Origin of the sequence: Mesorhizobium sp. M8A.F.Ca.ET.207.01.1.1 (assembly GCF_004794715.1) — a bacterium.
GTDB lineage: Bacteria > Pseudomonadota > Alphaproteobacteria > Rhizobiales > Rhizobiaceae > Mesorhizobium.
In genome coordinates this window covers 121,923-140,026 of the sequence record NZ_SRUS01000005.1, presented here as the reverse complement: position 1 = coordinate 140,026, position 18,104 = coordinate 121,923, and the positions used below count along the sequence as shown (strand labels likewise).

Below are 18,104 nucleotides of genomic sequence, written 5' to 3'. Positions count from 1 at the left end.
CCTGCCGGACATTTCCCCCACGAGGGGGAGATCGGCTGTAGTTCGGCGCCGCTTTCGCCTCACTCCAGCCCGGCCAAGCTCTCTTCCTCAACCACCTCGACACCCCCAAGCCTGAACGGCGCAAACGAGGTGCGGTGCAGCCGCGCTACCGGCCCGTGCGCCTCGATCGCCGTGCGATGCCGGGCCGTGGCGTAACCCATATGGACTTCGAAGCCGTAACGATCGTGATGATTGCCGCAGCCACACATCATGCGGTCGCGCATGACCTTGGCCACGATCGAGGCGGCGGCGATCGATTGCGAGCGCTGGTCGCCCTTGATCAGCGCGCGCCCTTCGCAGGGCAGTCCCGGCGGCACGTCGCGCCCATCGGCGAGTGCGAGCTTTGCCTGAACCGGCAGCCCGACCAGCGCGCGGCGCATCGCTTCGAGGCTCGCCTTGAGGATGTTGCTGCCATCGATACCCTCCGCGCTGATCGACGCCATCGAGACGCCGAGCGCGGAACCGAGGATGCGCAGGAACAGCGCTTCGCGCTGCAAGTGGCTAAGCCGCTTTGAATCGTCGAGTCCTTCGGGAATGTTGGCGGGGTCGAGCACCACTGCTGCCGCGACGACCGGACCCGCCAGCGGGCCACGACCGGCTTCGTCCATCCCCGCGACCGGCCATAACCCATCGGCCATCGCCTTCGTCTCGAAGGAGAAATCGGGTTTCTCGACGATTTCGAAGAGAAGCGGAGAATCAGAACGCGCGCGAGCCATGTTGCGGCGAGGTTCGCATCGGCTCCGATTCTCCGCAAGTCCCTCCGGGTCGGGTGGGGCGCCGGACCGGGAGGGCACCGTCTGCAGGCCGGGGCAGGCCGGACGGGATTATTGGCCGCAGCGGTCATGAACAGCCGCGGCGATTTTCAATTTTCAGAGCAGCATCAACTGCTCCTGGTCCTTGCCGGCGGCCACGAACTGGTCAGTCCGCAGCGTGCGCCGCTCCGCATTGAGGCCGAGCCGCTTGGCGGTGATTTCGAAGCGCCGGCCGATCTGCCAGGCATAGGGGCCGGCGCCCTTCATGCGCTTGCCCCATTCCGAATCGTAGTCCTTGCCTTCGCGCATCGAACGGATCAGCGACATGACGTGGCGATAGCGGTCGGGATAGTGGCGCAGAAGCCAGTCCTTGAAGATCGGGCTGACCTCCAGCGGCAGGCGCAGCACCACATAGCCAGCTTCACGCGCTCCGGCATGGTGTGCCGAGTCGAGGATGCGTTCCATCTCCTGGTCGGTCAGGCCCGGAATGATCGGCGCCACCATCACCGAAGCCGGAATGCCGGCATCCGAAAGCTGCCTGATCGCTTCCAGCCGCTTGGTCGGCGTCGAGGCGCGGGGTTCCATCGTCCTGGCCAGCATGCGGTCGAGCGTCGTCACCGACAGCGCCACCTTGGCGAGCCCGCGCTCGGCCATGCGCGACAGAATGTCGATGTCGCGCACCACCAGGGCCGATTTGGTGACGATGCCGACCGGATGACCGCGTGCCTCCAGCACTTCGAGGATCTCGCGCATGATCCGGTACTGCTTCTCGATCGGCTGGTAGGGATCGGTGTTGGTGCCGATGGCGATGGTGCGCGGCTGGTAGCCGTCCTTCGACAACTCCTTGTCGAGCAGGCGTGCCGCGTCCGGCTTGGCGAACAGCTTGGATTCGAAATCCAGGCCCGGCGACAGGCCCATGAACGAGTGTGTCGGCCGCGCGAAGCAATAGACGCAGCCGTGCTCGCAACCGCGATAGGGATTGATCGACCGGTCGAAGGAGATGTCCGGCGATTCGTTGCGGGTGATGATGGTGCGCGGCTTCTCCACCTGCACCTCGGTCTTGAACGGGGGCAGTTCCTCCAGCGAACTCCAGCCGTCGTCGAAGACATGTCGGCTCACGGGTTCGAACCGGCCGGACGGATTGATGCCTGCCGACCGGCCACGGTTGCGGTCCGGACGGACCCGCATGCCGCTCTGCTCGATCATCGCGTTGGCCATTTCGGCTCGTCCTGCTCCGAAGGCTGCAATGTCGGCGCGCATGATCGGTTCCATCTTCGCCCGCTCCCAGGGACTGTCCATGTTCTGTCGAATCGCTCTGCTCATGGAAATTATTCCTATTTTGTTGATGAGAACAAAGCAAGAACTTTTTATGGTGCGGCGCAAAAACTGGCGTCGGTCGGCGCTTTCCGCTATTCGGCTCATGATGCTCAGTGTTCTCATCGAAACGCATAATGACGAGGAGGGTCTCGCCCGCACGCTGGCGACGCTGATCGGCGGCGCGGTCGAGGGCGTGGTGCGCGATGTCGTCGTCTGCGACACCGGCTCCACCGACCACACGCATCGCGTGGCCGAGCATGCTGGCTGCCACTATGTGGGGAGCGGCGGCATCGCCGCCGGCATTCGCCAGGCCAAGGGTGATTGGCTGCTGTTTCTCGAACCGGGCGCGAGGCTGGTGGAGGGCTGGATCGACGCGGTTGTCGCCCATACCGCCAGGCAGACAATGGCCGCCCGGTTCTCGCGGGCGCGGGGCAGCCGTCCGCCGTTCCTGGCCCGGGTCTTTTCGGCAAACCGTGCGCTCGCCGACGGCCTAGTGATCAGCAAGCGGCAGGCGGCATCTCTGTCCAAGAATGCCGGCAGCGCCGAGGCGTTGGCGCGCGGTCTGGCGACAAAGAAGCTCGACGCCGAGATCTGGGCGGCGCCGCCGAGGCAGAGGTGATTTTTTGCGGCTGCTCTGTCCATTGTGCGTTGCACAAAAACTGACGCGCGGGTAACTTTCCGACAAGGCGGGTGAATTGGGTTTGGGTCATGCCGGAACGGAAGGCTCCGACATTGCGTCGGCGCTGCCATCATACCCTCAAGGATCCCCATGAACCTTTCGACCACTGACAAGTCCGGCACTGCCAGTCTCGAGGCCATTGCACGCAATGGCAGCCTGCTGCGCCGCATCGCCGTGCGCATCCCGACCTATCTGAAGGACCTGCGCGAAAACCCTGCCTGGCTGCCGATGTTCGTTCTGGCGCGTACTATGCCCGGGCGCCGGATGCATTGGCTGGGCGCGAAGCGCGCTCGTCCGGCCGACAATGCCGGGGACACGATGTTCAGGGGCGTTCAGCGCGAGGCGGTCGTCGGCGCGTTGCGGTCGGACGGGCTGTTCTCGGGGCTGATCCTGCCGCCTGATATCCGCGAGGAGATTGCCAGCTTCGCCCGGCGCACGCCCTGCTACGGCAATTTCGACCGCCGGCTCGAATTCGTGCCCGGCGAACATGCCGAAGCCGAAGAGCGCCTTGGCCGCTCATTGCTGAGCGGCCATTATTTCGAACGCATCCTCGACTGCCCGGCGGCACTCGCCATACAGCGCGACCCGCTGCTTCTCGACATCGCCGCGCACTATCTCGGCGGCCAGGCGAAACTGATCACGACACGCGTCTGGTGGAGTTTTCCGACCGGCGAGGCGTCCGACGCCGACAAGAACCTTGCCTCGCTCGGCAAGTATCATTTCGATCTCGATGACTGGCGGATGTTGAAATTCTTTTTCTACCTCAAGCCCGTCGACGCCGAGACCGGTCCGCATGTCTATGTCAGGGGAAGCCACAGGCGCCGCGCCATAAGGCATCAACTCACCCTTCTCGTCGGCCATCCCGCCCAGGATGTGCTGGACGTGTATGGCGAGCAGAGCCCGGTGACCCTGACCGGAGAGGCTGGCCTCGGCTTCGTCGAAGACCCCTTCGGTTTCCACATGGGCACGGTGCCGGCACGCACGCCACGGCTGATGATGGAAGTTGGCTTCGGCGTCTCCAAGCCGTCGCGCCGTCGTTTCCATGGCGAGCCGGTCATCCGCTGAAGGCAGGTCAGGCGAAGCTCATCTCGACCGGCATCCAGCGAAGGCGACGCCTGGCTTGCCGCTCAGCTCTGTTTTCCCAGTCGAAGTCGACCAGGACCGATTCTCCGGTGAACGCCCTGTGATCGTCCAGGGCGTTGACGATCAGGATGGCCCTGGCCTCGTCATTTTCCCCGGCGATCGCGGCGGCATAGACGCCGCATTCTCGGCAAATCAGATAGTCGGCGGTCTCCAGTCCGAACCGGTATTTGCGCAATCGCCTTGCGTCCTTGACCGAGATGATCAGCCTGCCGTCAGGATCGGCGAAGGCGCGCGCGCCATGCTTTGTGCAGAACGAGCATTGGCAGGCGCGGACTTCGATTTGCGATGGATCCAGCTCGGTCGAAAATCGCAGGCGTATATTGTCGCAATGGCACCCACCAGTGTGCATGGTTCCAGTTTGCACGGCCATATCTGCCTTCTCGTGAACGGTAGGGATCGCCCACGAAGATACTGTCTCCGGCATCCGGTTTGGAATGGCCGTTCGAAGGCGCCCGGCGCTGTTCTGCCTGGCGAACACGGCGTGAAGTCGGCACTTTGCCTAGGCTTTTTAAGGGGCTGATTTGCCGCGCCGCAGATGTTCGTCCAGGCGCGGCATGATCTCGACGAAGTTGCAAGGCATGTGCCGGTAGTCGAGCTGTGCCTCGATGATGCCGTCCCAGGCGTCCTTGCAGGCACCGGGCGAGCCCGGCAGCACGAAGACGAAGGTGGCGTTGACGACGCCGCCGGTCGCCCGGCTCTGGATCGTCGAGGTGCCGATTTTGTCGTAGGAGATGCGGTGGAACACTTCCGAAAAGCCGTCCATGCGCTTTTCGAAAATCGGCTCCAGCGCCTCGGGCGTCACATCGCGGCCAGTGAAGCCGGTTCCGCCGGTGGTGATCACGACGTCGATGGCCTTGTCCCGCGACCACGCCAGGACGGTGTCGCGGATCTTTTCGCGGTCGTCGGTGACGATGTCGCGGCCGGCCAGGATGTGGCCGGCCGCGGTGATGCGATCGGCCAGCGTCTGGCCGGACTTGTCCTCGGCGAGGCTGCGTGTGTCGGAAACCGTCAGCACCGCGATGCGCACCGGAATGAAGGCACGGCTCTCGTCAATCCTGGCCATCTCACTCAGCCTCCGACGCCATGCTACGCGTTGCCGCGACGAACCAATCGGGCTGGCGGCCGCGGATCTCGGCCGCCGCGCGCTTGGCGACATTGCCGGTCTCGAACAGGCCGAAGCACGTCGCGCCCGATCCGGACATTCGTGAAAAACCCGATCCAGCCTTATCAAGCCATGAAAGCGCCCTGCCTATGGTGGGCTGCATCGCAAGGGCTGGCTGCTCGAGATCGTTGCGGGTCACCTCCAGCCAGTTGCGCAGGCTGTGAAACTCGATGCTGCGCGGCAGCGGCGGCAGTGGCTCATTGTCGCGACGGGACAGTGAAGCGAAGATTTCCGCTGTCGAGACGGGCGTTCCCGGATTGACCAGCACCAGACCCAGCGCCGAAAAATCCGGCACCATCGACAGCTCCTCACCGATGCCGCGCGCCACCAGCGGCTTTGCCGCCAGGCACATCGGCACGTCGGCGCCTAGCGAAAGACCGATCCGCGCCAGCTCGGTGCTGTCGATGTCCAGGCCCCAGCTCTCCGCCAGCCCGCGCAGCACGGCCGCCGCGTCGCTCGACCCTCCGCCCACGCCGGACGCGACCGGAAGGTTCTTTTCGAGCCTGATGGTCACGGGCGGCGTGCTCCGAATGCCGGCGGCCTGCCGCAACGCATCGCGTGCCTTCAGCACCAGATTGCCGCCATCGAGCGGGACGTCCGCCGCATAGCGGCCGGACACGCTGAAATCGTCGGCTTCAGCCGGCGCGATCTCGATCCTGTCGCCAAAGCGCGTGAACACAGCCAGGCTTTCGATGAGATGGTAACCGTCGGGGCGCCTGCCGGTGACGTGCAAAGCAAGATTTATCTTGGCGGGTGCCGCCCAGGTCCGGACACGCGGACCGGATTCCACAGTCTCTATTGCGAGTGAAATGAGGGTCAGTCCTTGGCCAGCCGGTATTCGCCGGTCTTCGGATCCTTGACCAGCGTTCCCATCGCGCCGTTGGCCGCCTGTTTTTCGGTCCGCCGCACCTTGGCCGTCACGCGCTCGGCCTCGCGCAGGAAGGTGCGGTAGCCGAAATAGGCGGCGACGCCGACGACGGCGAAGAAAATGAGCTGCGGCATGTCAAAACTCCTACCACGCTGGGCCGGTAAGGGCGGCCGGTCGGGTCTTTCGGGCAACCATGCTAGACGCTTTCATGGCTTTTTCAAAGCCCGAAGCGCGCCCACAATGCGCGCTCTTCCGCCGCATCGATGACGCCGCTGGCGGCAGCCGCGGCGATATCGGGCGCTGAAAAGCCCTTGTTCGAGCCGAACAGGCCGAAGCGGCCGAGGAAACCGCGCGGCGCCGAGACCAGCCTGAGCTGGGTCTTCGGCCCGAAGCGGGTCTTCAGCACCGTGCGCATGTCGCCGAGTGCATCCACGAGGCCGAGTTCCAGGCCTCGCTTGCCGGTCCAGAACAGCCCGGTGAACAGATCCGGATCGTCCTTGAGCTTCGTGCCGCGCCGCTCCTTGACCAGATCGATGAAAGTCTCGTGCACTTCGAGCTGCAGCGCTTTCAGCCGCTCGACGTCTTCCTTCTTCTCCGGCTTGAACGGGTCGAGCACCGCCTTGTTCTGGCCGGCGGTGTGGACGCGCCGCTCGATGCCGATCTTCTTCATCAGCTCCGGAAAACCGAACGAGGCCGACACCACGCCGATCGAGCCTACGATGGACGATGGGTCGGCGAAGATCTCGTCGCCGGCGACAGCGATCATGTAGCCGCCGGAGGCCGCGACATCCTCGACGAAGACCAGCACTTTTTTATTCTTCTCGACCGCAAGGTCATGAATGCGCTTGAAGATCAGTCGCGACTGCACCGGCGAGCCGCCGGGGGAGTTGATCGAGATCGCGACCGCCGGCGCGTCGAAGGAAAACGCTTTTTCGATCAGTCCGGCGGTGGAAGCAAGCGACAGGCTCGGCCGGAACTGGCCGCCGCCGGCCATGATGGTGCCGTGCAGCCGGATGACCGGAACGGTGACGACGGTGGAGCGCCAGGACTTCGGCAGCAGACGGTTGAAAAGACGTTTCACGATGACGTGGTCTCCGGCGGTGGTTGCAGGCATGTAGGGATTTCCCGGCCAACGGCAATGTGCAGGGCCGCGAACAGCTCAATCTCCGAACAGCGAGGCGAGCCCGTTGGTGATCATTTCGCTGCGCTCGTCGGGGCCGTTGCCCGATCGCGCGTGAAGCATCAGGGGCGGACGGATGGCGAGCTTTCCCCGTGCCCCAAGTGCTGCCCGCACGACAATGCGGATTGCCGCTGCGTCCGGGCGAGGGTGCACGGCGAGCATCTCGGCTTCGCCGAAGCGGCCTGAAATCGCGTCGAGAATGGAGCCGAGCTGTTCGGGCCGGGCGATGACGGCAAGTCCGCCGCGCGGCCTGACAACCGCCGCCGCGCTGCGGATCCAGTTTTCGAACAGCCCGTCCTCCATGACATGGGCTTCCTTTCTTAGCTGCTCGGGAGTGGCGCGGTCCCGTGCGGCGTTGAAAGGCGGGTTCATGATGACGAAGTCGAAATCATTGTCGGCAAGGCCGGCGGCGGCCCGGGCCCGACCCGACACGGTGACATCGGCCACAAGCACGGCCGCGCGATCGCTGAGATGTGCATTGCCGGGATGGGCAAGCGTGGCCGCCGCGAAGGCCGCCATCTCGGGCGCGCGTTCGACCAGCACAGCCTGGGCGCCCGGACAGCGCGACAGCACCGCCAGACCGGCAGCACCGGCGCCGGCTCCGAAATCGGCGAGCCGTCCGCCAAAGGAGGATGGCACGGACGCGGCCAGCATCATCGCATCCATCCCGGCGCGATGGCCGCCATGCTTGGGCTGCACCAGCCAGAACCGGCCGCGGTGGAAGGCATCGACCGTATGGGCCGGCGCATCCGTGGCAAGGGCGGCTGGCGCGGCCGACATTATTTCCCCCGGATCTCGTTTGCGATGCCGGCATCGGTCAGGATGCGGCGCGCGGCGTCGGCCTGGTCGGCATCGACCATGACGCGCCGCGGCAGGATACCGAGCGAGCCGTCGAGCACGCTCATGTTCTGGTCGGCGACGAAGCAGCCGATGCCGGCATCGCGCATCAGCGATTCGACAAAGGAGATGATGACGGCGTCGTTGGTGCGGATGAGTTCTATCATCGCAAGAAACTCGCAGGTTGCAGCGTGCATGTAAACGTGCGGCCGCATTCCCGCATTTCCCGGCGTTGACACGCTGTCGCCGCCGCCGCGCCAATTCGCCACTTGCCGTGCCCGTGTCCGCCGCCCTAGAGTCCATGCCGGGACTAAGGGTGCCGTCGCACGCGTTATACCAAGACGGGAGTGATTGTCGTGGGTGTCGTTCTCAACATTGAAAACGGGAAGCGGGAGCCCGCCTCCATCAAGGATCTGATCGATCTGACGGCGACCGATATGGGGCGCGTCAACGAGCTGATCCTGTCCAAGGCCGGCTCCGACGTCGAGATGATTCCCGAGGTTGCCAACCACCTGATCTCGTCCGGCGGCAAGCGGCTGAGACCAATGCTGACGCTGGCCGCGGCGCAGATGTTCGGCTATGCCGGCGAAGGCCATGTCAAGCTCGCCACTTCGGTCGAGTTCATGCACACGGCCACGCTCCTGCACGACGACGTCGTCGATGAAAGCGGCATGCGGCGCGGCAAGAAGACCGCCCGCATGATCTGGGGCAACCAGGCCAGCGTGCTGGTCGGCGATTTCCTGCTCGGCCAGGCCTTCCGCATGATGGTCGATGTCGGCTCGCTCGAAGCGCTCGACATCCTGTCGAGCGCCGCTTCGATCATCGCCGAGGGCGAGGTGATGCAGCTTGCCGCCGCCAAGAACCTCGAAACCACGGAGGACGAGCACTTCGCCGTCATCAAGGCCAAGACCGCCGCGCTGTTTTCGGCCGCCGCCGAGGTTGGCCCGGTCATCGCCCAGGCGACCCGCAACGATCGCGCGGCGCTGCGCTCCTACGGCATGAATCTCGGTCTTGCCTTCCAGCTCATCGACGACGCGCTGGACTATGGCGGCACCAGCAAGGATCTCGGCAAGAATGTCGGCGACGATTTTCGCGAGGGCAAGGTGACCTTGCCGGTCATCCTCGCCTACCGGCGCGGCAGCAAGGCCGAACGCACCTTCTGGAAGCGTGCCATCGAGGACAATGTCACCGACGACGCCGGGCTGGAAAAGGCGATCGGCCTGATGACCCGCCACGGCGCCATTGCCGACACCATCGGGCGCGCCCGCCATTTCGGCGAGATCGCCCGCGACGCACTGGCGCCGCTGGAAGAGACGCCGCAGAAATCGGCGCTGATCGACGTCATCGACTTCTGCATCAGCCGGGTGAACTGAGAAGACCGGCTTCACGGGGCTCCTACCGGCTGCGCCAGTGGAGAGACGCCTGTGAATTCGCCCCTTCCGTCTCGACAAGCGGCCTTGCCGCAAATTATCTATAAATCATGGCAAAGGGCACGGACGACACCATAGCGGTGCGCATCAGCAAGGTACTGGCGGACCGCATCATCTCCGGCGCGATCGAGCCGGGGGCGAGGCTGCGGCAGGATCATGTCGCCGAGGAATTCAACACCAGCCATGTCCCCGTGCGCGAGGCGTTCCGCCGCCTCGAGGCGCAGGGCCTGGCCGTCAGTGAGCCGCGCCGTGGCGTGCGCGTCGCTGCCTTCGATCTGGGCGAGGTCAAGGAAGTCGCCGAAATGCGGGCCGCACTCGAAGTGCTGGCACTGCGCCACGCCGCGCCGCACCTGACTTCGGCCATTCTCGACCAGGCCGAGGAGGCGACCAAGGCCGGCGACAAATCCCGCGACGTCAGGTCGTGGGAGGAGGCCAATCGTGCCTTTCACCGGCTGATCCTCGCACCATGCGGCATGCCGCGCCTGCTTGCCACCATCGACGACCTCCACGCGGCAAGCGCCCGCTTCCTGTTCGCGGCATGGCGCTCGGAATGGGAGACGCGCACCGATCAGGACCACCGGGCGATCCTCACCGCCTTGCGGCAGGGAAATACCGAATCCGCCGCGGCAACACTGGGACGGCATGTCCAATGGATTGGCCGCAAGCCGATCAGGACAGCCTCCGGCGCCACGCGCGAAGCCTTCGCGATCGTGGGGTAAGCGACCTTTTCCCAAGCCCGGGCTTGCTATCGGTCCAAAAATGTGGATTCGATAATAGATCGAATGCAGAAATTATCTATAATTTTGGATCGATTGAAGGGAAGCCTATGACCAACCTCGCATTCTCGTCCGCAAGACCGTCCTTCAGCCCGCTGCGCCTCCAGCAGCGATCGCTCGGCTGGCAGGCCGGCGCCGTCGTGCTTGGCACGCTCTTCCTGGCGCTATCCTCCTACATCGAGGTGCCGATGGTGCCGGTTCCGGTGACCATGCAGACCTTCGCCGTGACGCTGATCGGCGCACTCTATGGCTGGCGGCTTGGCGCGGTGACGATCGCCGCTTGGCTGGTCGAAGGCGCTGTCGGCTTTCCTGTCCTGGCCGGGGGAGCTGCCGGCATGCAGCACTTCGTCGGCCCTACGGGCGGCTATCTCTTTGCCTTCCCGGTTGTCGGCGCGCTTGTCGGCTGGCTGGCCGAACGCGGCTGGAACGGCAACAGGGTCGTGCTCGCCTTTATTGCCATGCTGCTCGGCAATCTTGCCTGCCTGGTGCTCGGAACGGCCTGGCTTGCCGTCATGATCGGCGCCGAGAAGGCCATCACCTTCGGCTTCGTGCCGTTCATCGTCGGCGGATTGCTGAAGTCGGCGCTTGGCGCCGCGACGCTGATGGCGCTTCCGCGCGGCAAGATGAACCTGCTGAAGCCGTGACGATCAGGCTTCGCGCCCATCATCTCCTTTGCCTGCTCACCTATGTGGGCAAGGGATACAGTCCCGCTTTCACCGCCAATTATGACGGGATCGCGGAGCGCCTGAGCCGGGGCGAGGACATCCTCCTCGTTTCCGGACCGGACGACATCTGCGCCCCGTTGCTTGGCGAGCCGGATCCGCACTGCTTGCGCGACAGCGCGGCCGGGCGAGACCGGCAGGCAAGGGATGACGTGGAAGCGCTGCTGGCTCGGCCGATCCGTGACGGCGTCCGCCTCGATCTCGATGCCACGATCCTGATGCGGCTACGGCAGGCGTTTTCGGCCGGCCACGTGCGCAAGGCTTGCGTGGGCTGCGAATGGAACGGGCTGTGCGGCGCGGTGGCAAGCGGTGGTTATCGCGATACGCGGCTGCAACGGCCTGTTGACGCGCAAAACTGTCCCATTTAGCCATGGTTTGTTAATCGGGTGACCCGATTGTGAATTTCGGGTAGATTGAAGCGCGACCCCAAAAAGGCCATGCTTTGCCCGGAAAGATCGAGTCTGGGTCGATCCCGCTGATGCGGAGATGGCGCCTGGCTGAAAGGGATATGATGCAGCAAGGACGTGCGCGCTGGCTGACAAGGCTGGCAATTGTGACGGGCATGGCGATCTCGGCTTTGCCGGCCTATGCCAAGCAATCAACCGAACCGGTCAAGATCTCGTCGTTCTCGGGCGCCTACCTGGCTGCCCGGATCGCGGAAGGCGACAACGACCTCGACAGCGCCATCGCGTACTACAAGCAGGCCTTGGCTTTCAATCCGAGCGACACCGCGCTGCAGCAGAGCCTGATGCTGTCGCTGATCGCGCAAGGCCGCTTCGACGAGTCGCTGGTCTATGCCGACAAGCTCAAGGAAGTGCCCGATGTCGAGCGCTTCTCGCGCCTGGCGCTGGCGGTCGATTCCTTCCACAAGAAGGATTTCACCAAGGCGCAGTACTGGCTCAAGCTGTCGCTGGAATCCGATCTTGACCGGCTGATCTCCGGCGTCATGTCCGGCTGGGCCGAACAAGGTGCCGGCCAGGCCAGCGAAGCGATGGCTTCGATCGACAAGCTGCAGGGGCCGGACTGGTTCGGCCTGTTCAAATCCTTCCACCGCGCCCTGGTCGCCGATGCCGCCAACATGCCTGAAAAGGCGGAGGCGATCTACGCCGCGACGATGCAGGATACCGCCGCCGGCGGTGCGGCGCCTGAAACCTGGATGCGCAACGCGCAGGCCTATGCCTCATTCCTGGCCCGCAAGGGCGACAAGGCCAAGGCGATCTCGGTGCTCGACCAGGCCGAGGCGTTTTCGCCGGGCAAGCTGGAAATCGTCGCCTTGCGCGCCAGGATAAGCAAGGGCGACAAGATCGCGCCCTTCGTGTCCGGTCCGTCCGACGGTGCTTCCGAAATCCTGCTCGATCTTGCCACCGCGCTCAACCGTGGCGGCGGCGAGCCATTCGTGCGCCTCTATTTGCAATATGCCTTGGCCCTGAAGCCGGACAGCGACGCGGCCCTCGTGCAGCTCGCCGCCGTCGCCGAACAGTTGAAGGACGGCGAAGGCGCCATCGCGCTCTATCGGCGTATCCCCGACTCTTCGCCGCTGAAGGAGATTTCGGACCTGCAGCTTGGCCTCAACCTTGCCGATCTCGACCGCCATGACGAGGCGATCACGCATCTCAAGGCCTTCGTCGAAGCCCATCCCGACGACATGCGCGCCTATCTGGCGCTCGGCGGTGTCTACTCCTCGAAGGATGATTTCCGTTCCGCCGCCAATCTCTACGACAAGGCCGTCGAGGTGCTGAAGACGCCGACCGCTGCCAACTGGAACATCTTCTACCAGCGCGGCATCGCCTATGAGCGGCTGAAGGAATGGCCGAAAGCCGAGCCGAATTTCCGCAAGGCGCTGGAGTTGCAGCCAGACCAGCCGCAGGTGCTGAACTATCTCGGCTATTCCTGGGTCGACATGAACACCAACCTGAAGGAAGGCCTGGAGATGATCCAGAAGGCCGTCGATCTCAGGCCGAGCGACGGCTACATCGTCGATTCCCTGGGTTGGGCCTATTTCCGCCTCGGCCGCTTCGATGACGCGGTGCGCGAGATGGAACGCGCGGTCTCGCTGAAGCCGGAAGATCCGGTTCTGAACGACCATCTGGGCGACGCCTATTGGCGCGTCGGCCGCAAGCTGGAAGCGACTTTCCAGTGGAACCAGGCCCGCGACCTGAAGCCCGATCCCGATGTGCTGGCCACCTTGCAGCAGAAGCTGATGAAGGGCCTGCCGCCGATCGAGTCCAACACGGCGCAGGAAACCCCGAAGGTCAAGCCAGAGCCGGTTCCCGCCCCGAAGGGGTGAAAATCGCCTTTTTGAAATGCGAACGGGGCTCTTCGGAGCCCCGTTTTCGTTGGAAAGGCGCATGGCGTTCCCAGTAGACGCGGCGACGCGCTGGAGCGTCCTCAGAACATCTTTCGATAGACGACGAAGCCCGAGCGTTCGCCGACCTTGTCATAGAGCTTCATCGCCGTGTGATTGGTTTCATGCGTCAGCCAGTACACTCGGCCGGAACCGGCCGCCCGGGCGCGCTCATAGACGCCTTCGATCAGCGCCCGGCCGATGCCTTTGCCGCGCGAGGCCTCGTTGGTGAAAAGGTCCTGCAGATAGCAGTTCGGTGCGATCGCCGTCGTGCTGCGGTGGAACAGGTAGTGGACGAGGCCAAGCAACTGGCTCCCGCTTTCGGCGACCAGCGCATGGACCGGCTCGTAGGCGTCGAAGAAGCGCGACCACGTCATTGCGGTGATGTCGCTCGCCAGCGCCATCTCGCCCGAACGGCCATAGAACGCGTTGTAGCCGTCCCACAGCGGCAGCCACTGCTCGAAATCGTGGCGCGTGACGGGGCGGATGATGATCGGGTTGGACATGGCTCGACCTGCTGTGCTTGACGCGGATGCTTTGTCGAATTGGATCGCGGACCGTGGCGGCGGGCAATGGGCCAGTCGCTGGGCAACGTTTCAACATAGTCCGGCATGCTCACCGCGGCTCGCATCGGACGCGCCTTGCTTGACGCTTCGCCGCGGTGTCTCTAGGACGTGGCCGCAAGCTAGCCTGTGTCGCCGAGGCCATCGTGACGATTGAAATCCCAGCCCATATGCACCCCAGCCGCTCGTTCCAGGGGCTGATCCTGACCTTGCACAATTATTGGGCCGCCTATGGCTGCGTCATCCTGCAGCCCTATGACATGGAGGTTGGCGCCGGCACGTTTCATCCGGCAACGACGCTGCGCGCACTCGGGCCAAAGCGCTGGAACGCGGCCTACGTCCAGCCTTCGCGCCGTCCCAAGGACGGCCGCTATGGCGAGAACCCCAACCGGCTGCAGCATTACTATCAGTACCAGGTGATCCTGAAGCCCAATCCGCCAAACCTGCAGGAGCTCTATCTCGGCTCGCTGGCGGCGATCGGCGTCGACCCTCTGCTGCACGACATACGCTTCGTCGAGGACGACTGGGAAAGCCCGACGCTGGGCGCCTGGGGCCTTGGCTGGGAATGCTGGTGCGACGGCATGGAAGTGTCGCAGTTCACCTATTTCCAGCAGGTCTGCGGCATCGAATGCGCGCCGGTGGCGGGCGAACTCACTTACGGCCTGGAGCGCCTGGCCATGTATGTGCAGGGCGTCGACAATGTCTACGACCTCAACTTCAACGGCCGCGAAGGCGCCGACAAGGTCACCTATGGCGACGTGTTCCTGCAGGCCGAGCAGGAATATTCGCGCCACAATTTCGAATACGCCAACACGGCGATGCTGCTGCGGCACTTCGAGGACGCCGAAGCCGAGTGCAAGGCGTTGCTCGAGGCCGGCGCGCCGGCATCGAACGACAATCTGCCGATGCACAAAATGGTCTTTCCAGCCTACGACCAGTGCATCAAGGCGAGCCACGTCTTCAACCTGCTCGATGCGCGTGGCGTGATCTCGGTCACCGAGCGGCAGAGTTATATCCTGCGGGTGCGTAATCTGGCGAAAGCCTGCGGCGAGGCGTTCCTGAAAACGCAGGCCGGTGGATTGGCGGCGGCCTGAGTCTCAAGCGCCGTTGATCATTTCGAGGGAAGCGCTGATCGGCGGCAGGATCTGGCCGCTCGGACCAGACATCGTCCGCAGCGCCTGCCGCACGCCCGGCATGGAGAAGGCGCCGTGGGCCTGCGCGGTGAAGCAGGCGCTGAGCGCGAGGATTTGAAGAAGTCTGGATGCCGTTTTCATCGTCGTTCAGCCAATAGTTCTCTGCCTGAGCGTGGGTCGCTTCAGCGCTGCGTTAGGTTCATGGAAATCTTTGATCCAAGGACGGGCCGGATCGCCTCATCCCGACAGGAGGGTCAAAATTTCTGGAAAGGGTGACAGCGGCCAGCCGAGTTGCTATGCCCCGCGCGGACCACTCTCCCGCATGAGCTGACCCTATGCCTGACCTGCTTCTAGAACTTCGCTCCGAGGAAATCCCCGCTCGCATGCAACGCAAGGCGGCGGGCGATCTGAGAAAGATGCTGACCGACGGTCTGGTCGAGGCGGGACTGACCTATGAGGCGGCGCGTGAGTATTGGACGCCGCGGCGCCTTACCCTCGATATCCGTGGCCTCAACGCTCGCTCGAAGGACATTCACGAGGACATCAAGGGGCCGTCGACATCAGCGCCTGAACAGGCCGTCCAGGGCTTCCTGCGCAAGGCCGGGCTGTCATCGATCGCCGAAGCGCATGTCCATTCCGACCCGAAGAAGGGCGACTTCTACGTCGCCCATATTTCGAAGCCGGGCAGGGCGGCCGAAGAGATCATCGCCGGACTGGTGCCTGATATCATCCGCAATTTCCCCTGGCCGAAGTCGATGCGCTGGGGACCGGCCTCGGCCAAGCCGGGATCGCTGCGCTGGGTGCGGCCGCTGCAATCGATCCTGTGCACCTTCGGCCCCGAGACCGAGGAGCCGGTCGTGGTCGATTTCGAGATCGACGGCATCCGTTCCGGCAACATCACCTACGGCCACCGTTTCCTTGCACCAGGCGAAATCACGGTGCGCCGCTTCGACGATTACGTGAGCAAGCTGGAAGCGGGCAAGGTCGTGCTCGATGCCGACCGGCGCAAGGAGATCATCCTTGCCGATGCCCGCAACCTCGCCTTCGCCAACGGGCTCGACCTGGTCGAGGACGAGGGCTTGCTCGAAGAAGTGTCCGGGCTGGTCGAGTGGCCTGTCGTGTTGATGGGCGAGTTCGAAGAGGCTTTCCTGGCCATTCCGGCCGAGGTGATCCGGCTGACCATCCGCGCCAACCAGAAGTGCTTTGTCACGCGGCCGCAGGGTGAAAGCGAGGCGCTCTCCAACCGCTTTATCCTCACCGCCAACATCGAGGCGAAGGACGGCGGCAAGGAGATCGCCCACGGCAACGGCAAGGTGGTGCGCGCCCGCCTGTCCGACGCGCTCTATTTCTGGACGACCGACCAGGGCGATCTGCCCGATCTCGTCGAACTGGAAGCATCGGCGAAAAAATTTGGGCTCGATCTGAAGAAGCCGCTCGACCAGCGCATGGCCCGGCTCGACCATCTCAATGTCACGTTCCATGCCAAGCTCGGCACGCAGGGCGAGCGGGTGGAGCGGATTGCCCGGCTGGCGGAAGAACTGGCGCCGATCGTCGGTGCGGATCCAGTGCTGGCGCGCCGTGCTGCTGTCCTGGCCAAGGCCGATCTCACCACCGAAGTGGTCGGCGAATTTCCGGAATTGCAAGGCGCCATGGGCCGCAAATATGCGCTGCTGCAAGGCGATCATTCTTCTGTCGCGGCGGCGGCGGAAGAGCACTACAAGCCGCAGGGCCCGTCCGATTATGTGCCGAGCGATCCGGTGTCGGTCGCCGTGGCGCTCGCGGACAAGCTGGATACGCTGGTCGGGTTCTGGGCCATCGACGAAAAGCCGACTGGATCGAAGGATCCCTACGCGCTGCGTCGCGCTGCGCTCGGCGTCGTGAGGGTCATACTGGAAAACAAGCTCAAGCTTTCGCTGGGCATCGCCATCGCGACCGCGGTCTCCTCGGCACTCGCCGCGTACGAACAAAAAGGCGAAGGCGCCGAGAGCAGTGGCGTCGTTGCGATGCTCGACTTGCGCATTCGCGACTACAAGGGTGCAAGCCGATTGTTGTCGGAAGCAGGCGTGATTTCCAACTTGTTGAAAGGCGGGCTGGCCAAGGCGAACTCAGAAACCTTTGGCTCCGCCGATCAGGAGCGAGAGTTCTTTGACGGTCAGCGTCTGATGGAGCTTGAGGCATCGCTGTCGCCATTGATCGCTGACCTCTTGTCGTTCTTCCACGACCGCCTCAAAGTCTATCTCCGCGACCAGGGCGCACGGCATGATCTGATCGACGCCGTCATCACGCCGCAGTCCGACGACTTGCTTCAGATCGTTCGGCGCGTCGAAGCGCTCGGCTCCTTCCTCGACACCGAGGACGGCAGGAATTTGCTCGCCGGCACCAAGCGTGCGGCGAACATCCTGGCCGCCGAGGAGAAGAAGAAAACGCTGGTCGCCGAAACCGTTGAGCCGGCGTTGTTCCGGCAGGGTGCGGAGAAGTCGCTGTTTGCGGCGGTGAATCAGGCCGAGAAGCAAGCCGGCGAAGCGATTCAAAACCAAGACTTTTCCGCTGCCATGCTGGCGCTTAGCGTGTTGCGTGAACCCGTTGATTCATTCTTTGAGCATGTTCTCGTGAATGATGAGGACCTGTCCGTGCGCGCCAACCGCCTTGCGCTGCTCACGCGCATTCGCACGGCTACCGGTCAGGTCGCGGATTTCTCGAAAATCGCTGGTTGAGAGGCGAGGAAAATATCGTCCAGCCGGCCGTTCGAGCCGGCTCACAGTCATATGACGATGATCTCTCCGTGGCAAAAGGGACATGTTCCCCAACCCCACGGAGGCTTCCATGAATTCCGATCACGAAATCGAAGTGACAGAAGAAACCTCGGCCCCTGCCGAGGCGATTGAATCCGCTTCCGAAACCGCTCTCTGTCATGCCGCTACCGCAGTAGAAGCCGCCGATCTGTCTGACGAAGACGAGGATGGCGATGACGAAGAAGGCGACGACGAAGACGGCGAAGACTCCGACGAAGACGACGCCGTGAAGGCCGAAGGCGACGACGCCGAGGGCGAAGAAGAATCCGAAGACGGCGAGGCCGAAGAAGACGACGACGACAAGGAAGAAGCGGCCTGATTTTTCAGGCGGATTTTCTCGAAGGAAGGGCGGCGCTTTCGCGTCGCC

21 protein-coding genes are annotated in these 18,104 nt (G+C 63.9%); 10 read left to right on the top strand and 11 right to left on the bottom strand.

The window, feature by feature from the left end; all coding sequences use genetic code 11:
• Window positions 1-59: 59 nt before the first annotated feature.
• Both EN850_RS16180 and EN850_RS16175 read right to left on the bottom strand, forming a co-directional pair.
• The gene (locus tag EN850_RS16180; RefSeq protein WP_127280809.1) at window positions 60-755 is read right to left on the bottom strand and encodes a ribonuclease HII; all 696 of its coding nucleotides are present in this window, start codon (window positions 753-755) and stop codon (window positions 60-62) included.
• 153 nt (window positions 756-908) lie between these two features.
• On the bottom strand, window positions 909-2,063 hold the full coding sequence (locus EN850_RS16175; protein ID WP_127277529.1) for a PA0069 family radical SAM protein: 1,155 nt from the start codon (window positions 2,061-2,063) through the stop codon (window positions 909-911).
• 151 nt (window positions 2,064-2,214) lie between these two features.
• Between EN850_RS16175 and EN850_RS16170 the strand changes: the two genes are divergently transcribed.
• Window positions 2,215-2,727 (top strand): glycosyltransferase, encoded by a 513-nt coding sequence (locus EN850_RS16170; protein ID WP_127873156.1) that lies wholly within the window; start codon window positions 2,215-2,217, stop codon window positions 2,725-2,727.
• 150 nt (window positions 2,728-2,877) lie between these two features.
• Window positions 2,878-3,852, top strand: a complete 975-nt coding sequence (locus tag EN850_RS16165) for a hypothetical protein (protein ID WP_136091746.1) — start codon at window positions 2,878-2,880, stop codon at window positions 3,850-3,852.
• A 7-nt stretch (window positions 3,853-3,859) separates the two neighbouring features.
• On the opposite strand, the gene EN850_RS16160 is transcribed toward EN850_RS16165, so the two are convergent.
• The 7 genes from EN850_RS16160 to EN850_RS16130 all read right to left on the bottom strand — a co-directional run bounded on the left by EN850_RS16160 (window position 3,860) and on the right by EN850_RS16130 (window position 8,144).
• A complete protein-coding gene (locus EN850_RS16160; RefSeq protein ID WP_136091745.1) occupies window positions 3,860-4,300 on the bottom strand; it encodes a hypothetical protein in 441 nt (146 codons plus the stop codon).
• A gap of 138 nt (window positions 4,301-4,438) precedes the next feature.
• A complete protein-coding gene (moaB, locus tag EN850_RS16155) occupies window positions 4,439-4,993 on the bottom strand; it encodes a molybdenum cofactor biosynthesis protein B (RefSeq protein WP_127873081.1) in 555 nt (184 codons plus the stop codon).
• A 1-nt stretch (window position 4,994) separates the two neighbouring features.
• Entirely contained in the window at window positions 4,995-5,882 is an 888-nt protein-coding gene (locus tag EN850_RS16150) for a 4-(cytidine 5'-diphospho)-2-C-methyl-D-erythritol kinase (RefSeq protein ID WP_127277520.1), read from the bottom strand.
• A 26-nt stretch (window positions 5,883-5,908) separates the two neighbouring features.
• Window positions 5,909-6,094, bottom strand: a complete 186-nt coding sequence (locus tag EN850_RS16145) for a hypothetical protein (protein ID WP_127277518.1) — start codon at window positions 6,092-6,094, stop codon at window positions 5,909-5,911.
• 83 nt (window positions 6,095-6,177) lie between these two features.
• A complete protein-coding gene (locus EN850_RS16140; protein WP_127277532.1) occupies window positions 6,178-7,041 on the bottom strand; it encodes a S49 family peptidase in 864 nt (287 codons plus the stop codon).
• A 78-nt stretch (window positions 7,042-7,119) separates the two neighbouring features.
• A complete protein-coding gene (locus tag EN850_RS16135) occupies window positions 7,120-7,920 on the bottom strand; it encodes a methyltransferase (RefSeq protein ID WP_127873083.1) in 801 nt (266 codons plus the stop codon).
• Complete coding sequence (locus tag EN850_RS16130) at window positions 7,920-8,144, bottom strand: DUF2007 domain-containing protein (RefSeq protein ID WP_015318845.1); 225 nt, start codon at window positions 8,142-8,144, stop codon at window positions 7,920-7,922. The genes EN850_RS16135 and EN850_RS16130 overlap by 1 nt, the downstream gene beginning before the upstream one ends.
• Window positions 8,145-8,333: 189 nt before the next feature.
• On the opposite strand from EN850_RS16130, the gene EN850_RS16125 reads away from it, so the two are divergent.
• The 5 genes from EN850_RS16125 (at window position 8,334) to EN850_RS16105 (ending at window position 13,192) form a co-directional block, all read left to right on the top strand.
• On the top strand, window positions 8,334-9,350 hold the full coding sequence (locus EN850_RS16125; RefSeq protein ID WP_136091744.1) for a polyprenyl synthetase family protein: 1,017 nt from the start codon (window positions 8,334-8,336) through the stop codon (window positions 9,348-9,350).
• Between the two features lie 107 nt (window positions 9,351-9,457).
• A complete protein-coding gene (locus tag EN850_RS16120) occupies window positions 9,458-10,126 on the top strand; it encodes a GntR family transcriptional regulator (RefSeq protein WP_135916267.1) in 669 nt (222 codons plus the stop codon).
• Window positions 10,127-10,233: 107 nt separating this feature from the next.
• A complete protein-coding gene (locus EN850_RS16115) occupies window positions 10,234-10,827 on the top strand; it encodes a biotin transporter BioY (RefSeq protein ID WP_135916268.1) in 594 nt (197 codons plus the stop codon).
• Window positions 10,824-11,273: a DUF1284 domain-containing protein gene (locus EN850_RS16110; RefSeq protein ID WP_127873084.1), complete on the top strand. Its 450-nt coding sequence runs from the start codon at window positions 10,824-10,826 to the stop codon at window positions 11,271-11,273. Before EN850_RS16115 ends, EN850_RS16110 begins: the two co-directional genes overlap by 4 nt.
• A gap of 143 nt (window positions 11,274-11,416) precedes the next feature.
• Entirely contained in the window at window positions 11,417-13,192 is a 1,776-nt protein-coding gene (locus EN850_RS16105; protein ID WP_127873085.1) for a tetratricopeptide repeat protein, read from the top strand.
• 101 nt (window positions 13,193-13,293) lie between these two features.
• On the opposite strand, the gene EN850_RS16100 is transcribed toward EN850_RS16105, so the two are convergent.
• Window positions 13,294-13,755 (bottom strand): GNAT family N-acetyltransferase, encoded by a 462-nt coding sequence (locus tag EN850_RS16100; protein WP_127873086.1) that lies wholly within the window; start codon window positions 13,753-13,755, stop codon window positions 13,294-13,296.
• A 203-nt stretch (window positions 13,756-13,958) separates the two neighbouring features.
• On the opposite strand from EN850_RS16100, the gene EN850_RS16095 reads away from it, so the two are divergent.
• Window positions 13,959-14,906, top strand: coding sequence for a glycine--tRNA ligase subunit alpha (locus EN850_RS16095; protein ID WP_127873087.1), 948 nt, complete (start codon window positions 13,959-13,961; stop codon window positions 14,904-14,906).
• A 3-nt stretch (window positions 14,907-14,909) separates the two neighbouring features.
• Here the strand turns inward: EN850_RS16095 and EN850_RS36365 are convergent, their stop codons facing one another.
• Window positions 14,910-15,086, bottom strand: a complete 177-nt coding sequence (locus EN850_RS36365) for a hypothetical protein (protein ID WP_189521882.1) — start codon at window positions 15,084-15,086, stop codon at window positions 14,910-14,912.
• A gap of 194 nt (window positions 15,087-15,280) precedes the next feature.
• Here EN850_RS36365 and glyS point away from each other — a divergent pair, with 194 nt between their 5' ends.
• Together glyS and EN850_RS16085 are read left to right on the top strand one after the other, a co-directional pair.
• Entirely contained in the window at window positions 15,281-17,659 is a 2,379-nt protein-coding gene (gene glyS / locus EN850_RS16090) for a glycine--tRNA ligase subunit beta (protein WP_135881545.1), read from the top strand.
• A gap of 109 nt (window positions 17,660-17,768) precedes the next feature.
• A complete protein-coding gene (locus tag EN850_RS16085) occupies window positions 17,769-18,056 on the top strand; it encodes an ATPase (RefSeq protein ID WP_135881544.1) in 288 nt (95 codons plus the stop codon).
• Window positions 18,057-18,104: the final 48 nt, after the last annotated feature.

Bases quoted from the DNA above. Each gene is read 5' to 3' on its own strand.
- EN850_RS16170 (WP_127873156.1), top strand. From the start codon at position 2,215: ATGCTCAGTGTTCTCATCGAAACGCATAATGACGAGGAGGGTCTCGCC.
- EN850_RS16175 (WP_127277529.1), bottom strand. From the start codon at position 2,063: ATGGAACCGATCATGCGCGCCGACATTGCAGCCTTCGGAGCAGGACGA.
- EN850_RS16105 (WP_127873085.1), top strand. From the start codon at position 11,417: ATGCAGCAAGGACGTGCGCGCTGGCTGACAAGGCTGGCAATTGTGACG.
- EN850_RS16160 (WP_136091745.1), bottom strand. From the start codon at position 4,300: ATGGCCGTGCAAACTGGAACCATGCACACTGGTGGGTGCCATTGCGAC.
- EN850_RS16165 (WP_136091746.1), top strand. From the start codon at position 2,878: ATGAACCTTTCGACCACTGACAAGTCCGGCACTGCCAGTCTCGAGGCC.
- EN850_RS16135 (WP_127873083.1), bottom strand. From the start codon at position 7,920: ATGTCGGCCGCGCCAGCCGCCCTTGCCACGGATGCGCCGGCCCATACG.
- EN850_RS16085 (WP_135881544.1), top strand. From the start codon at position 17,769: ATGAATTCCGATCACGAAATCGAAGTGACAGAAGAAACCTCGGCCCCT.
- EN850_RS16120 (WP_135916267.1), top strand. From the start codon at position 9,458: ATGGCAAAGGGCACGGACGACACCATAGCGGTGCGCATCAGCAAGGTA.
- moaB (WP_127873081.1), bottom strand. From the start codon at position 4,993: ATGGCCAGGATTGACGAGAGCCGTGCCTTCATTCCGGTGCGCATCGCG.
- EN850_RS16180 (WP_127280809.1), bottom strand. From the start codon at position 755: ATGGCTCGCGCGCGTTCTGATTCTCCGCTTCTCTTCGAAATCGTCGAG.
- glyS (WP_135881545.1), top strand. From the start codon at position 15,281: ATGCCTGACCTGCTTCTAGAACTTCGCTCCGAGGAAATCCCCGCTCGC.
- EN850_RS16130 (WP_015318845.1), bottom strand. From the start codon at position 8,144: ATGATAGAACTCATCCGCACCAACGACGCCGTCATCATCTCCTTTGTC.
- EN850_RS16100 (WP_127873086.1), bottom strand. From the start codon at position 13,755: ATGTCCAACCCGATCATCATCCGCCCCGTCACGCGCCACGATTTCGAG.
- EN850_RS16115 (WP_135916268.1), top strand. From the start codon at position 10,234: ATGACCAACCTCGCATTCTCGTCCGCAAGACCGTCCTTCAGCCCGCTG.
- EN850_RS16145 (WP_127277518.1), bottom strand. From the start codon at position 6,094: ATGCCGCAGCTCATTTTCTTCGCCGTCGTCGGCGTCGCCGCCTATTTC.
- EN850_RS36365 (WP_189521882.1), bottom strand. From the start codon at position 15,086: ATGAAAACGGCATCCAGACTTCTTCAAATCCTCGCGCTCAGCGCCTGC.